The organism is Streptococcus sp. HMSC078D09 (genome assembly GCF_001813675.1).
Classification (GTDB): Bacteria; Bacillota; Bacilli; order Lactobacillales; family Streptococcaceae; genus Streptococcus.
Genome location: NZ_KV813652.1, coordinates 1 through 14,304, shown reverse-complemented (window position 1 = coordinate 14,304; position 14,304 = coordinate 1). Strand labels below are relative to the sequence as shown.

Below are 14,304 nucleotides of genomic sequence, written 5' to 3'. Positions count from 1 at the left end.
AGAATGAGACCAAACAGATACCCATACACAAAAAACCAGTGGGAAGAAGAAACAACTCTAGTATGTTTCGGTGATAATACTAGTTTTAAATTGAGAGTGGAGCGTAATAGAATTACAAACGAGGTGAAGGAATGAAAGATTTAATGTTTTGGGGAATGATTGTAATTTCATCGTTAGTGATTGGTATGTCAATTTATATCTTGATTGTGCAAGCCTATCTTAATAAGCTACTGGTGGATAAATTCAATGATCAAAAAAGAGAATTGAGAAGAGCGTTCGGTTGGGAAGAATACAACTGGGCAGAAAATTTCGGAGATTTCGCACGAAAAGTAGATAAGCTCATTGAGTTTAAAAAAGAAATTGAACGGCTTGAAGTTATTAAAAAAGCAATCGAAGCACGGAAACTTTCAGACTTAAACCGTAGGAAAGAAGATGTTGAGTGGGAAATTAAGAAACTTGAGGAGAAATAATGACCCTACAAAATTTTATCTATTTACTACTCGCACTGGTCTGGCTCTCTGGTTTGATCTGGGCCAGTGTGATAGCGTTTAAAAACAGAAAGGAGAAATGATGAGTTTAGATAATGTACATATACCAATCGATGAAGAGAATTTTCTTTCGATCGCTCAAATAAATAATCGTTTAGAGATTGCTATATTATCAAACATTGGGAAAAAATATGGCTATGACCCATCATTTGTAACTGATTCATATTTTGATGATCTGTATGATGCAGTGATGCCTTTTGATAATATACGAGATTTAAAGCGTATTATTGACCATATTATCGAAGTGGAGGACAAGCATGAATAAACTATTTTACACAATCCTCGCATCAGTATCGCTGGTATTTATGATTGTGTGCGTCAACTTAAACGCACGGATTGAAAGTCTTACCAAACGTGTGAGTGATATGGAATGGACAGTACAAGAACATGAGCTATCTATCCAGCGATTGGCTGAGAAGAACAATGCGCAGGATGTTATTTTGAATAAACTAAATAGCGAGTACCAGATGCGGGAGCGACAACGGGCGGAAGAAGTCAAACAGGCAGCGGAAGAAAACGGAGTGGGTGGATAACATGAAAGCAAAATTATTTATCGCAGGAGCATTTAGTGATGTGTCGATTATAGAGAAAATGAATGCATTCTTTGACGAGAATCCTAACATTAAGATCGAGGCAGTCGATTATAAAGTAAATCAACGTGTAGTGGACTGCGTTCCATTTAATGACCGCGAGTGTCTACTTATCTATCGTGAGGGCGTGGAATGAATATAGTGAAGAAAAAAGGGAATTAAGAAGTATGAAGGTATATGTTGTCAGAAAATATATGGGTCACAGTCCATGGGCTGGGTCACATCCAGCTAAGTCTAAAGATAAAGAGTTTAAAACATTGCACGAAGCACAAGCTTACAGGTCCACCTTAACTGGTATGGTTGAGATTTTTCAAAAGGAGGTAGCAAATTGAAAGCTACTCCAAAACTAAAAGAGTTATTACATTTAACAAAAGAATGGTTCATAGCAAGGCATGTGGAGCAAGGTAGTCCAGACAAGCAAATATTAAAGTTATTCGAAGAGGGTGGAGAATTATCTTCGGGATTCTTGAAAAATAAAAAGGATCTAACGAAAGATAGCATAGGAGATGCAACTGTCGTATTGATTGGTTTATCAATGATGTTAGAAATCGAACCAGAGAATGTTTTGTTCTCAGATGACAAAACGCTGGAAGAGAATGTCGATAAAGCTATAACGATGATTTTCTTTTATGCATCGGAACTGTTTTTATCGAAAGACTTTTTAGATAAGATTAATGTAGAGTTTAACTTAAAACGAATACTTGCGCATATTGGACGTATCTCAGTGTTGTTGGGATATGAATTTGAGGAATGTCTATCAATTGCCTACAACGAAATTAAGGACCGAAAGGGCCAGTGGGTAAATGGGAATTGGGTCAAAGAAGAAGATTTGGAGGAAGTTAATGAGCATTAGAGGTAGGTACGGTTATTTAATATCAGCGTTAAATCAATATCCGTTTGAGAAAGAGATTGCTAGTCGTCTCGAAGAAATTGAGACACCGTGGAAACCATCCGATTCCAATAGTACAATTACAAAAGGGACAATGATGACTCCTAAAGCGCTGGCCGATATTATCAAAAAAGAATCAGATCCAGAGTTGCATCGTCTTGATTTGATGAAAAAGGCAATTTCCGAAGTGAAAGAATCAACACCAGCACAGGAATGGTTGGCGATCAAAGAAGTATATATTGACAATACATTGACCGTTGAAGGAGCATCCATTAAATATCTGCATTGTAGTAAGTCTTTCGCCTACAAAAAAGTGATAGAGCCATTCTTTAAGAATCTTGAAACAAAGATCTATGAACTATCGCTTAGTAAAAAATTTAACATCAGCGTGGAAAAATCTTAAAAAATAGCTCAAAATCGTGGAAAAAAATCAAAAATAAGGTGATAAAATAGTAACATCAAGAGATTAGGGGTAAGATTAACTTACCTTTTTCTCTTGGGCATCTTCTCGCACTATATTGGTTAGGAGCTAGCTCAAAGGGAGAGCGATTGATTTCGAATCAATTGGTTTCAGGTTCGATTCCTGAGTTCCTAATAAAATCAAGTCAGTATCTACTGGCTTTTTATTTTACCTAGGAAGGAGGTGACACTGTGAACATTGTGGATCCTATTCGTGACAAAGACGATATTCAGGCAATGAAGGAATATCTACGAGAATGGAATGAGCGAAATTACTTGCTCTTTTTATTTGGCATCAATTCCGGATTGCGTGTTGGAGACATCTTGAGGATACGAGTGAAAGATGTTCAAGGATGGCATATCAAGTTAAAAGAGCAGAAGACTGGTAAGCAGAAGCAGATCAAGATGACAAAGACTTTGAAAAAGGAAGTCAGAGAATATATCAAAGACATGCCACTGCATTATTACTTGTTTCAAAGCCGTATCGGAAAAAACAAACCGCTCGATAGAAGAACAGTAGACTGGATATTAAAAACAGCTGCTATCGAATGTGGTATTGAAAACATCGGAACTCATTCGATGAGGAAAACATTTGGGTATCATTACTATAAAAAATACAAAGACGTGGCAATGCTCATGGATCTATTTAATCATTCATCTCCTGCGATCACGCTGAGATACATTGGAATTAGACAGGATCAACGAGATAAAGCCATGTCTAATTTTGATTTATAGTTACCAATTAGACACAACGAGTAAAACGCTAATTAGTTTTATTAGTTACCTGCTATTCATTTATTTTACAGGCTTTTTAAAGCTGGTGCGAATCAGACAGAATATAAGATATGTCTAATTCAAGAGAGAAAAACAATATAGTTTTCAGAAATAATATAATGAATTTCAGAAATAGATAATTGAAAGTATGAAATGTTACAGAGGATTTAAGAATTGAAAGTAGATGTTTCGACAAGAGAAAGTCGCAGAGAGTTTTATCTTTCAAGATCATGGAGACAACTGAGACTCGAAGCAATGAGTCGAGATCACTTTGAATGTGTTTGGTGTCGAGATGAGGGCAAAGTAACGACAGACAATCTCGAAGTCGATCACATCAAGGAGCTAGAATATTATCCAGAGTTTGCTCTAGATATCGACAATCTTCGTACTCTGTGTAAAGAGTGTCATAATAAGCGACATCATCGCTTTCAATTTCGCAAATCATCCAAGTTGCAAAATAAAAATTTTCGTTCGGACGAATGGTGGGGATGAAAATTTAAAATTTTGAAAAATTCACAGACCCCCCGGTCGAAAAAAATCGAAAAAAATCGGTCTCTGGGAACCGGTGGGAGGGGTCGATTGTCCAAATGCAAAGCACTATTTTTAAAGGGGGAGGGGGCTCATGGAAGAATACTCAGAAAAAAATATAAAAGAATTGGAAAACCAGTTACTTTCCAAAATCGGCAATTTCAGCACACGAAAGAAAGATGCAATTCAGTACGAGAAAGTTCATCGCTATCTCTACCTGGTCCGTCTATTGTATGAGTTGAAAGAACGTCTCAAACAAGATGGATTAGTCATCACCGTCCACAACGGCCAACAAAGATTTCAAAAAGCGAACTCGTTGATCAAAGAAATCAATACAACCAGCAATCAGCTACTAGCGATTGAGCGATCATTTGATTTTGAGGTTGAAAATTCACCAGTCGAGAAGAAACCACCATCGGACGGAAGTGATCTGTTGTGATTTCTCATCCTCTGATTGATGAATACATCGAACTTGCCGAATCAGGAAAAATCAAAGTCAACAAAGAACGCTCACTCTTATTCAAAATCATCAAAGAAAAAATCTATCCGAGGGATGATTTATATTTTGACGATGATTTGATTGAGAAATATATCCAGTTCACCGAGAAGAATTTCTTTCCACTGGCTAAGTATCAAAAGTTCATCACGCCATTTATCTTTCTTTTTCGGAAAGAAGATGGCGAACCTCAATTTGATGAAATATTGCTGACCCTTGCTCGTGGGGGAGGAAAGAATGGTTTTATGTCCAGCCGGGACGCATTCTTCATCAGTCCTCTCTATCCTGTCAGAGATTACGATGTGACTATCACAGCTAACTCTGAGAAGCAAGGCAAGGTCTCGTTTGAGGAAGTTTATGAGACTGTCCAGCGAAGAGGATTGGAAGACCATTACTATTTGACAAAAATGTCTATTACAGGCCGAGGGAATAACTCGGTCTTTTCTTATCGGACAAATAACCCAAAGACAATGGACTCGGCTCGTGATGGCTGTCTGGAATTTGATGAGATTCACCAGTTTGAGAATGACTCTGCTGTTAAAATCCAGCGGTCAGGACTTGGTAAGATTGCCCACGCTCGTACCTTCTACAACGGTACCAACGGACACGTTCGTGAAGGGTTTTACGACAAGATGATCGAAAAATCAATGAAAATCTTGAATGGAGAGCTTGAGGAATTCCGCTTTTTTCCGTTTATCTGCAAACTAGACGATCCGGAAGAAGTGGATGATATGAGTAACTGGCCAAAAGCGAATCCAATGCTGGATGAGACAACACCTTATGCCAAACGTCTATTAGCTAGAACGAAAGCTGACTATGACGATTTGGAATTGGAACCATCAGGCAGGCAAGAGTTTATGACAAAGCGGATGAATCTGCCAGAAGCCGACATCGAAAAAGATGTGACCACTCGTGAAAAGTTAATGGCTGCATTGAGAAGCCCTGGCATAGATCTCTCAGGAAGATCTTGTGTCGCTGGTTTCGACTACGCAAGCATCAGAGACTTTGCCAGCGTTGGCCTACTCTTTAAAAACGGTGATGAATTTATCTGGAAGCAGCACAGTTTTGCCAGGAAGCAATTCTTGGATATGTTTAAAATCAAGGCTCCAATCCGTGAATGGCAGGAACAAGGGCTCTTTACTATCGTAGACGGTCCAAGTATAGACCCAAGATTACTGGTTGATAAGTTAATTCAGTGGCGCAAGCTGTACAATATCGAAATTGTCTGCGCCGATGGATTTCGAATGGATCTGCTGAAACCATTGCTGGAAGAAGCTGATTTTGAGTACGAATTCTTGCGAAATCCAGGAGCGATACAGTCGAAGGTGGCTCCAATCATTGAAGATGGATTTGCGAACGAAAGATTCATTTTTGAAAACGACAAATCAATGCTCTGGTATACCGATAATACATTTGTCAAAGAAGACAAAGACGGAAACAAGAGATTTTTGAAAAAGGAACCGTTGAGACGAAAGACTGACGGCTTCCATGCTTTTATTGCTGCTCTCTATAAGAGAGAAATCATTCAGGAAAGTACGGTTGGAGACTTCCTTGACGTGATCGAAGATTGGGAATTTTAGAAAGGACAACAAAATGAACAAACGTATTAAGAAGAAACAAATGCTCGGACGAAAGATCCATGAGCTCGAATGTGAGTTGGTTGTATTAAGTGCGGAAAATATGCACTTAATAACTAAAGTTGGTGACCTCAAATCCGAATTGAATACTTTGAATCAAGCATTAAAACGGCATGAAGAGATTTGTGCCAAAAATGTTGAACAAACAAATAAAGAGTTTGGGTCAATCAAGAAAGAATTAAAACGCTCTAAGAAATCTTTCTTTAAGCGATAAGGAAAAATCCCGGGTGGGTGGTAGGCATAAAATCTTAGAAAGGAGGAGGTGCCTTGGGATGGCTAAATTTATTCAAGCGAGAAGTTCCGGAACCAAGTTTTGAGTTTGATGAGCTGGAGCGGATCTTTGGCAATCTGCAACTAAAGAGCTTGTCGATTGATAAGGCTGCTGAATTTGTGGCCCGCATCTTTGCAAGGTCTGAGTTCAAGTTCATCGAGAACGGAAAGAAGAAGGCTACTGATTGGGATTATCTGCTAAATGTTAGGCCCAACAAGAATGAAACAGCTTCTGAATTTTGGCAAAAAGCTATCTATCGCTTATTGACCAAGAATGAAGTGCTAATCTTTCTGTCGAATGATGATCAGTTATTGATTGCAGACTCGTACATTCGTCAAAAGTATGCTGTGTATGATGATACATTCACTGCTGTGACTTGTCAGGGTTATACTTTCCAAAAATCATTCAAGATGAATGAAGTTATTTTCTTGCAATACAACAACAATCGGCTACAAGAGTATTTTACTCAGTTGTTTAACGACTACGAGAAACTACATACCCGTCTAGTAGAAGCACTAGCACGTAATAATCAAATCCGTGGAGTCCTTAGCACAAGGACAAATGCAAGCTTCGACGACAAAAATCGTGAGAAAATGCAGAGATATGCTGACGGTCTCTTTAAGTCGTTTACAACCAAAACGGTTGCGATCGTCCCAGCTCAAGAAGGAATGGAATATTCCGAGCTTACGAACACTACAGGTACATCAAATATTTCTGTAGACGAGTTGAAGAAACTTCGTCGGCAATTTGATGATGAAGTGGCCGATATCTTAGGAATTCCTACTGCGCTGATGCATGGAGATATGGCAAATTTAGAGAATAGCCAGAAGATGTTTAATAGCTATTGCTATCAATCACTTGTCAAGAAGATGAGCGATGGCCTGAACTTCGCTTTGCTAAGCAAAAGCGAGCACAGGGGGAACAAACGTCTTGTCATTGTCGGAGAAGGTCAGAGGGACAAATTCTCGCTTGCTCAAAGTATTGACAAGCTGATTTCTTCTGGGTCTATGCTCATTAATGAGGTTCGCGAGGAACTTGGTCTTGAAGCTGTACCGTGGGGCGACAAGCCTCTGATCACCAAAAACTATCAACTTGGTGAGGATGTAGAGAAGGGAGGTGAGAAAGAAGATGAAAGTGATTCCGATTAAGGGAACCATTGTATCAAACAATGACAGTTGGATTTATGATTGGTTCGGCTGGGACTACACAGCTCCTAAAAATGTAGCACTTCCTGAAACTGGTGAGGACATAGAAGTTCACATTAATTCAGGAGGAGGAGATGTATATGCAGGTAGCGAAATTTACACCGCCTTGCGGTCCTACTCGGGGAAAGTAGTTGTTAAGATCGTGGGCATTGCTGCAAGTGCGGCAAGCGTTATCGCGATGGCTGGTGATGAGGTGGAGATTAGCCCTACTGCTCAAATCATGATTCACAATGTATCATCAAACGTTAGTGGAGATCATAATGCTCTACTGCATGAAGCTGAAGTACTTGAAGGATTTAACAAATCAATTGCAAATGCTTATATCTATAAAACAGGAAAAGCATTAGATGATTTATTAAGTCTGATGAATAAGACTACCTGGTTCGATGCCGAATCAGCAGTGAATCAAGGATTTGCTGATAAGATCATGTTTGCTGAAGAAATCGCTCCTACGTTTGCTGCAAGCGAAACTCCAATGATTCCACATGATTTTATTGAAAAAATGAAGTCAGCAATGACTCCTGATGTTGATAAAATCGCTGAGCTGGTAGCTAATAAGCTAGAAGCTAGACAAATCGCAAAAGAGACTTTTGAAAATAGCGAATTTGTACAAAAAAAATTCAATTTTCCAGAAAGTAGCGAAAATAACACAAACAAGGCTGTACCGAAAGGGTTCGGTCTTTTTGCATTTTAGAAAGGAAAAATACTAATGACAATGCAATTATCAAACAAATTCAATGAAATTCGCCAGAACTTTTTGAACGCTGTAACAAATGGTGCACCTCAAGAAGAACAAGCGAAGCTCTATAATGAAATGATCGAGTCGATGACCAATGAGATGATGAAACAAGCTCGCAACGCCGCTCATGAGGAAGTTTCGCAAATGAATCCTTATGATGCAAAAATGTCAGCAGAAGCTCGTGAATTCTTCAACGACATCGACAAAACTGCCCCTGTTGGAGTAGAAAAACTCTTCCCGCAAGAAACTATCGACCGTATCTTTGATGATATGGTAAAATCTCGCCCACTCTTGCAACACATCGGATTGCGAAATGCTGGCATCCGCCTTAAATTCCTTAAATCAACCCAAACTGGTACAGCTCTTTGGGGCAAGATCAATGGGGAAATTCAAGGTCAATTGAAACAAGCCTTCAACGAAGAAGAAGCGATTCAAAACAAATTAACAGCATTTGTAGTCATCCCTAAAGATTCTGAAAAATTCGGACCTGCCTGGTTGCAATCATTCGTATCTGCTCAAATCACAGAAGCGTTTGCTGCTGCTTTGGAAGCTGCCTTTTTGAACGGTGACGGAGATGGCAAACCTATCGGTCTTTCTCGTACCCTCACTGGAACTGCGGCTGGCAATAAAACAACTTTCGCAGAAAAAGAGGCCCAAACTGCGAACCTTACATTTGCTGACTCTGCAACAGTTGTCAAAGAACTGACTGCGGTGTACAAACATCACTCTGTTAAGTCTGATGGCAATCCAGTGGCAGTTGAAGGTAATGTTGTGATGGTAGTCAACCCAGCGGATGCATGGGATGTTAAGAAACAATACACTTCATTAAACGCTCAAGGAACATATGTGACTGCAATGCCATACAACTTGATCTTGGTTGAATCAGTTGCTCAAACTGCTGGTAAAGTGACTACATTTGTCAAAGGGCGCTACGATGCCTTCGTAGGTGGTGGAATCGAGTTTGGTCGCTTCACCGAGACTTATGCTCTCGAAGATTTGAACCTCTACACTGCTAAGCAATTTGCTTACGGTAAGGCTCACGATGAAAAGACTGCTGCTGTCTGGGTATTGAAAATTAAATAATAGGTGGTGACACCGAATGGAAGAAACAAAACAACTTCATCCGCTTCTAGGAACATTTAAGGAGCGGATGAAAATCTTTCATGACGCTGAAGATGAGAATCTATCACGTATGTTGGCATCATCTGAACAGGCAATTCTTGACTTGACGGGCTTTTTTGATCTATCAGATAGTCGTGCAGAAGAGTTAGTCTTGGAACGTGCAAGATATCTCTATAATGATCAAGTTGAATTTTTCTTTACGAATTTTCAGGGAGAAATCCTTGAATTATCGTTAAAAAATTACCTGTAAGGAGGAATAGATTGCTGGAAGTAATTCAAGATTTTTTTGATTTCAAAGAAAATGTCGTCCGACATGCTGGCGATGTCTTTGAAGTTGATGATGATCGAAAAAACGAATTGATGAAGAAATTACCTGATTTTGTAAAAGAATATGATTTAGTGGCTTCGGACAATCTAAACGAAGATGTAGCTGTGGAAGATGAATAAACCTGAATTTAAATACAAGAAACCAGAAACTAATACAAGTGAATTAAGAACTCCTGTGGAGTTTTATAACTCAAAAGTACTTGAAGGATTAGATGGCCGGGATGTGAGCTTTGAGAAAGTATTTTATACATTCGCAAAAATCTACTCACCTAGCTTAAAGGATATCGAAATTTCAACAGGAAAATCAATGACTGCAAAGATGACCTTAAAAATTAGAGATCCTTTAACAAGTTATCAACCTGATAATAAGCATTTTGTACAAGTGAATGATCACCGATTAGAAAATAAAAAATGGCAGATCATTGACATTCGACCCGACTATGATAACCGTGATTATTTAATTGTTGTTATTGGTGGGCCAAATGGCTAGTGGTGCTACACTAAGAGGCTTCGATGAAGTCATCCGGAATTTAGAAGCAAAGCTTGGCGATGCGAAAGTGAGAAGGTCTGCGAATAGAGCTTTGAAAGGCGCAGCAACTGAAACACTTGAAGACTTTAGAGTCGCCCTACAAGTTTTCAAAGATACCGGAGAAACAATCGAAAGCGCAACAGTCGGAAATGTAACGGGTGCTTTTGAAGGAGTGCCAATGGTTAAGCTTGGTTTTGGCGCTGGGTCACGTTGGCGGTTGGAGCATTTGAATGAATTTGGATATGCCAAAAAGGCCCATCCAAGGGGATTCGGTGTTATCCGAAGATTTTCGGAAGCCAACAAAGAAAAATTTAAATATAGGTTAGCAACTAAATTGAAAGGAGAAGGGCTTGGATGATTAAAGACAAGATATCAGAAATATATGATGCTCTGATGAGCGATGAGGAACTTTCTAAGATCACTATCAAATCATTTGAGCGTCCTGAAACCTTACCAACAGATCAGACGAGTATTGTTATTATCCCACTAGGGCCACCTATCCAAAGTGACCAGGGAAGTAATACAAGTTTTTCGAAAACATTTCTTTATCAAATCAATGTCGAATCGACCAACCGAATTGAATGCAAAAAATTGCAAGGGTTAGTCGAAAAGGTGATGGAATCGCAAGGATTCTTTCAAATTGCTGGGGGTCTAGATGAATGGATCCCTGAAATTAAACGTTATGCAGATGCCAGAACCTATAAAGGTAAAAGTAAGTTGTATGACGACTATTAGAAAGGAAATTTAATATGACACTACAAAAACAAGGTACTGCAACAGTCGGATTTAAAAGTTTGACAGTTCGCATTTTGGACGGAGCAGAAACTCCAACGGAAGGAGATAACCTCTTTGTCATCCAAGGTAAGAAGGGCGAAGGTGCGACTCAAACAGCTAAAATCTCCGGACTTGCTGTTGACCCTACAAAAACATTCGGAAGCAACATCGCTTACCATGTAAATAACCGTGGGGTTGGAGATGTCAAAGTAGATCTTGGTCTCTTGGACATTCCAGTAGCGCTTTACGTTAAAGCTCTCGGCTACGAAAACGATGATGACATCCTTGACTTTGGAGCTGACACAGTTTCAAAAGATGTGGCTATCTTGCTCGAATCAAACACTGCAGATGGTGGTGGAGCTTACTACGGATTCTACAAAGGAAATCTGTCAATGGATGCAATCGATCTTAACACGATCAAAGATAAGGCTGATGAACTTGCTACAACAGATGTATCATTTGCTGCAGGCGCAAGTACTAATGAGCAAACCAAGAACAAGTATGGAACAATGTACTTCGGTAGTGATGAAGCAAAAATCAAGAAATTGAAAGCAAAACTTGGTATGGTAGCAGCAGGATAATAATTGGGGCATTTAGCCCCTTTATTTATCTTTATATCGTTGTAAACCTTTACAATTATTGATATAATAAGTTGTGGAGGTTTTGCTATGAAAAATAAGAAAAATACAGTTTTAATAACATTAACAATTATGATCACTCTAGTTTCCATTGTACTTGCTATTATGCTCGTAAATTCCAACAACCAACTTTCTAAGACACACAAGGAATTGGAAAGCGTAAAGGAAGAGAAGGACAGAGCTGTCATGGTAAAAGATAAGCTCTCTACATACGTATCAAACGTAGATCACGATTTATTTCTGGAAGCAAATGATTTCGTTCTTGGAATGAATTCATTGACTAGCTACAAATTTGGGGACGGAGTTCTTTTCGACAAAACTCAAATTGCTGTCAGCGAACCGAAAAAACAAACTTCCGGAATGCTTGCGATGAACCATGACTCTAAAAGTTTTATCCCAGTAACGGCAACACTGACTATAAAAAATAACGACTCATCGAATATTGAATTCAATCCAGGTAAATTCCTTGCGAGCGATGACAAAGGCAATTATCTTGCTTATGATTCCGTTATGTCTAACGATAATACCGTTTCTGTTCAATCGGATAAAAGTGTCGTCATACAAGCCGGGAAAGAGGCAACCATAGCTATATTTTATGCGATGGATAATGACCATTCGGATAATGATGTCAATAAAATTGAATTTTTAAATAAAACTTGGACAAAATAAAATAAGCACCATTCGGTGCTTTTTTAATTAAAGAAAGGCAAACAATGTCAAAAATTACATTTACCATGAAGAACGAAGCTGGAGAAGATGTACTTTACTCTAGTAAAGAAATTACTACTCGTGATTATCGTGATTACCTTGTATTAAACGACTCACTCACATCAGATAAGACAGAAGTTGAAAAATTGGACCAACAATTAGGCTTCATTGCGTCACTATTTGAAAATGTGACAGTAGAGCAATTGCTAGAACATACAGATTTTGCAAAAATCATTGAAGTGTTCACTGAAATCTATGCTCATCTTGTGGGTGATGTGGACCCAAAGGGGAAAAAATAGATCCTAAAAACGCATTAAAACGTTTCTACAAATTCGTTAAGGAAGTTGCTGATGGACCATATAACATGAATGTCCATGATGTGATGGAATTAAGCTGGGAAGATCTGATCGGAATTATTGATCTTGATAAAGATCAAACCGAAAATGCGTCTTTAGATCTAGCTGACATTTTTGGAGAAATGGAAGCATAAAGCCTCTTTGGGCTTTTTTTGTTTGTAAAAGGAGAAAAAATGGCAGGTGGAACGCCACTAGGACAAATGTATATCGAACTAGGGCTGGACGTGTCAAAGTTCAATCCTAGCTTAACAAGTGCAAAGAACGCTGTGAAGTATTTCCAAAATAATGTCAAAGCGCTCGATAGCACATTGAAAAACAATGGTAAGAGTACTGAACTCCTCAAAGCAAAATACAAGTCTTTAGGACAGGCCATTGAAGCACAAAAGAAAGTACTCGATCAAATGAAGCAGAACTTCGACAAGCTCGATCCTGGATCTGCTAAATTTGACAAAGCCGCTGCTGATATTGAGCGAGAAAATGCAAAATTATCAGCAATGGAAGGACAACTCTACAAAGTGGAGCAAGCCTTGAAAGCTGTTGGACGTGAAAATAGCTTTTTTGGCAAAATGGAAAACTTTGGTAAGAACCTTGTTAAAAGTGGGGACAACATCCAAAAATTTGGAAAGAAAGTCTCTGATTTCGGAGGAACTTTAACCAAAGGAGTGACAGCTCCGTTGATTGCAAGTGCAGGATTTGCAGTTAAGGCTGCTGTAGATTATGAGTCTGCTTTCGCTGGAGTTAGAAAAACGGTTGACGCTACCGAGGGCGAATACAAGAAGATGTCAAACGCTATTCGGGAGGCATCTAAAACAATGCCAGCAAGCGCTGCAGATATCGCACGAGTAGCTGAATCGGCAGGTCAGTTAGGGATTAAGAAACAAAACATTGTTGACTTTTCAAAAACTATGATTGACCTCGGTGAATCGACTAACATGACCGCAGATGAAGCCGCTACCGCAATGGCTCGTTTTGCGAATATCACTCAGATGCCACAGTCTGAATTTAGACGATTAGGATCTACTATTGTTGATCTTGGTAATAACTTTGCAACGACAGAATCTGAAATCATGGAAATGGGCTTGCGCCTAGCAGGTACAGGACACATGGTCGGATTGACTGAACCGCAAATCATGGCAGTAGCTACTGCCATGAGTTCGGTTGGTATCAACGCAGAAGCAGGGGGAAGCTCATTTTCCCGTGTTATGCAAAAAATTAACACACAAGTGCTTTCTGGCGGTAAAAAATTAGAATTGTTTGCGAAAGTTTCTGGAATGAGCGCAAAAGACTTCGCTCATGAGTGGAAAACAGAGCCTCAAATCGCATTATTAGCCTTTTTAGATGGATTGAAAAAAGTCAAAGAATCCGGTGGGGATGTAACTCAAACTTTGAAAGAGCTTGGTATTAAATCAACACAGGAAGTTGACACAATGCAACGTATGGCCGGAGCCGGTGATTTATTGTCACGAGCTCTGAAAACTGCTAATGGAGCATGGAAAGAAAATACAGCCCTCACGAACGAAGCTAAAAAACGTTATGAAACCACAGAATCTCAATTGAAAATCTTTAAGAATCAAATTACAGATTTAGCAATTGAATTTGGCGGGCCACTTTTGAAAGCAATGAATTCAGGGCTACAAGCTGCAAAACCATGGATACAAAAGCTAGCAGATATGGCTAAAGCATTTAGCGAAATGAGTGAAGCTCAACAGCAAAA

Annotated in this window: 24 protein-coding genes and 1 tRNA gene; all 25 read left to right on the top strand. The window is 39.1% G+C overall.

Annotation, left to right across the window (positions count from 1 at the left end):
* Window positions 1–131 precede the first annotated feature (131 nt).
* Window positions 132–470: a hypothetical protein gene (locus tag HMPREF2926_RS01775; protein ID WP_070586267.1), complete on the top strand. Its 339-nt coding sequence runs from the start codon at window positions 132–134 to the stop codon at window positions 468–470.
* A 100-nt stretch (window positions 471–570) separates the two neighbouring features.
* Complete coding sequence (locus HMPREF2926_RS01770; RefSeq protein ID WP_070586266.1) at window positions 571–813, top strand: hypothetical protein; 243 nt, start codon at window positions 571–573, stop codon at window positions 811–813.
* Window positions 806–1,081 (top strand): hypothetical protein, encoded by a 276-nt coding sequence (locus tag HMPREF2926_RS11140; RefSeq protein WP_070586265.1) that lies wholly within the window; start codon window positions 806–808, stop codon window positions 1,079–1,081. Before HMPREF2926_RS01770 ends, HMPREF2926_RS11140 begins: the two co-directional genes overlap by 8 nt.
* A 1-nt stretch (window position 1,082) precedes the next feature.
* Window positions 1,083–1,274 (top strand): hypothetical protein, encoded by a 192-nt coding sequence (locus tag HMPREF2926_RS01760; RefSeq protein ID WP_070586264.1) that lies wholly within the window; start codon window positions 1,083–1,085, stop codon window positions 1,272–1,274.
* Window positions 1,275–1,466: 192 nt separating this feature from the next.
* Window positions 1,467–1,991, top strand: a complete 525-nt coding sequence (locus HMPREF2926_RS01755; RefSeq protein ID WP_070586263.1) for a MazG-like family protein — start codon at window positions 1,467–1,469, stop codon at window positions 1,989–1,991.
* Window positions 1,981–2,430, top strand: coding sequence for a hypothetical protein (locus HMPREF2926_RS01750; RefSeq protein ID WP_070586262.1), 450 nt, complete (start codon window positions 1,981–1,983; stop codon window positions 2,428–2,430). Before HMPREF2926_RS01755 ends, HMPREF2926_RS01750 begins: the two co-directional genes overlap by 11 nt.
* 120 nt (window positions 2,431–2,550) lie before the next feature.
* Window positions 2,551–2,622: transfer RNA gene (locus HMPREF2926_RS01745), tRNA-Arg, on the top strand.
* A 56-nt stretch (window positions 2,623–2,678) separates the two neighbouring features.
* A complete protein-coding gene (locus tag HMPREF2926_RS01740; RefSeq protein WP_070586261.1) occupies window positions 2,679–3,221 on the top strand; it encodes a site-specific integrase in 543 nt (180 codons plus the stop codon).
* Between the two features lie 213 nt (window positions 3,222–3,434).
* Entirely contained in the window at window positions 3,435–3,752 is a 318-nt protein-coding gene (locus HMPREF2926_RS01735) for an HNH endonuclease (RefSeq protein WP_049488143.1), read from the top strand.
* Between the two features lie 130 nt (window positions 3,753–3,882).
* Complete coding sequence (locus HMPREF2926_RS01730) at window positions 3,883–4,227, top strand: hypothetical protein (protein WP_009732618.1); 345 nt, start codon at window positions 3,883–3,885, stop codon at window positions 4,225–4,227.
* Entirely contained in the window at window positions 4,224–5,864 is a 1,641-nt protein-coding gene (locus HMPREF2926_RS01725) for a terminase TerL endonuclease subunit (RefSeq protein WP_070586260.1), read from the top strand. Before HMPREF2926_RS01730 ends, HMPREF2926_RS01725 begins: the two co-directional genes overlap by 4 nt.
* Before the next feature lie 13 nt (window positions 5,865–5,877).
* Window positions 5,878–6,135, top strand: coding sequence for a hypothetical protein (locus HMPREF2926_RS01720; protein WP_070586259.1), 258 nt, complete (start codon window positions 5,878–5,880; stop codon window positions 6,133–6,135).
* 53 nt (window positions 6,136–6,188) lie between these two features.
* Window positions 6,189–7,340, top strand: a complete 1,152-nt coding sequence (locus HMPREF2926_RS01715; protein ID WP_070586258.1) for a phage portal protein — start codon at window positions 6,189–6,191, stop codon at window positions 7,338–7,340.
* Complete coding sequence (locus HMPREF2926_RS01710; protein WP_070586257.1) at window positions 7,321–8,091, top strand: head maturation protease, ClpP-related; 771 nt, start codon at window positions 7,321–7,323, stop codon at window positions 8,089–8,091. Before HMPREF2926_RS01715 ends, HMPREF2926_RS01710 begins: the two co-directional genes overlap by 20 nt.
* A gap of 15 nt (window positions 8,092–8,106) precedes the next feature.
* The gene (locus HMPREF2926_RS01705; RefSeq protein ID WP_070586256.1) at window positions 8,107–9,219 is read left to right on the top strand and encodes a phage major capsid protein; all 1,113 of its coding nucleotides are present in this window, start codon (window positions 8,107–8,109) and stop codon (window positions 9,217–9,219) included.
* A gap of 16 nt (window positions 9,220–9,235) precedes the next feature.
* The gene (locus HMPREF2926_RS01700) at window positions 9,236–9,508 is read left to right on the top strand and encodes a head-tail connector protein (protein WP_070586255.1); all 273 of its coding nucleotides are present in this window, start codon (window positions 9,236–9,238) and stop codon (window positions 9,506–9,508) included.
* A gap of 11 nt (window positions 9,509–9,519) precedes the next feature.
* A complete protein-coding gene (locus HMPREF2926_RS01695) occupies window positions 9,520–9,705 on the top strand; it encodes a hypothetical protein (protein WP_070586254.1) in 186 nt (61 codons plus the stop codon).
* Window positions 9,698–10,075, top strand: a complete 378-nt coding sequence (locus tag HMPREF2926_RS01690) for a phage head-tail adapter protein (RefSeq protein WP_070586253.1) — start codon at window positions 9,698–9,700, stop codon at window positions 10,073–10,075. Before HMPREF2926_RS01695 ends, HMPREF2926_RS01690 begins: the two co-directional genes overlap by 8 nt.
* On the top strand, window positions 10,068–10,472 hold the full coding sequence (locus HMPREF2926_RS01685; protein WP_070586252.1) for a hypothetical protein: 405 nt from the start codon (window positions 10,068–10,070) through the stop codon (window positions 10,470–10,472). The genes HMPREF2926_RS01690 and HMPREF2926_RS01685 overlap by 8 nt, the downstream gene beginning before the upstream one ends.
* Window positions 10,469–10,849: a hypothetical protein gene (locus HMPREF2926_RS01680; RefSeq protein ID WP_070586251.1), complete on the top strand. Its 381-nt coding sequence runs from the start codon at window positions 10,469–10,471 to the stop codon at window positions 10,847–10,849. Before HMPREF2926_RS01685 ends, HMPREF2926_RS01680 begins: the two co-directional genes overlap by 4 nt.
* A gap of 14 nt (window positions 10,850–10,863) precedes the next feature.
* Window positions 10,864–11,469: a major tail protein gene (locus tag HMPREF2926_RS01675; RefSeq protein WP_070586250.1), complete on the top strand. Its 606-nt coding sequence runs from the start codon at window positions 10,864–10,866 to the stop codon at window positions 11,467–11,469.
* 87 nt (window positions 11,470–11,556) lie between these two features.
* Window positions 11,557–12,195 (top strand): DUF4352 domain-containing protein, encoded by a 639-nt coding sequence (locus HMPREF2926_RS01670; RefSeq protein ID WP_070586249.1) that lies wholly within the window; start codon window positions 11,557–11,559, stop codon window positions 12,193–12,195.
* 44 nt (window positions 12,196–12,239) lie between these two features.
* Window positions 12,240–12,533, top strand: a complete 294-nt coding sequence (gpG, locus tag HMPREF2926_RS01665; RefSeq protein WP_009732631.1) for a phage tail assembly chaperone G — start codon at window positions 12,240–12,242, stop codon at window positions 12,531–12,533.
* Between the two features lie 65 nt (window positions 12,534–12,598).
* Window positions 12,599–12,724 (top strand): hypothetical protein, encoded by a 126-nt coding sequence (locus HMPREF2926_RS11265; protein ID WP_009732632.1) that lies wholly within the window; start codon window positions 12,599–12,601, stop codon window positions 12,722–12,724.
* An 18-nt stretch (window positions 12,725–12,742) separates the two neighbouring features.
* A partial coding sequence (locus HMPREF2926_RS01660; RefSeq protein ID WP_256263000.1) for a phage tail tape measure protein occupies window positions 12,743–14,304 on the top strand: 1,562 nt, incomplete at its 3' end.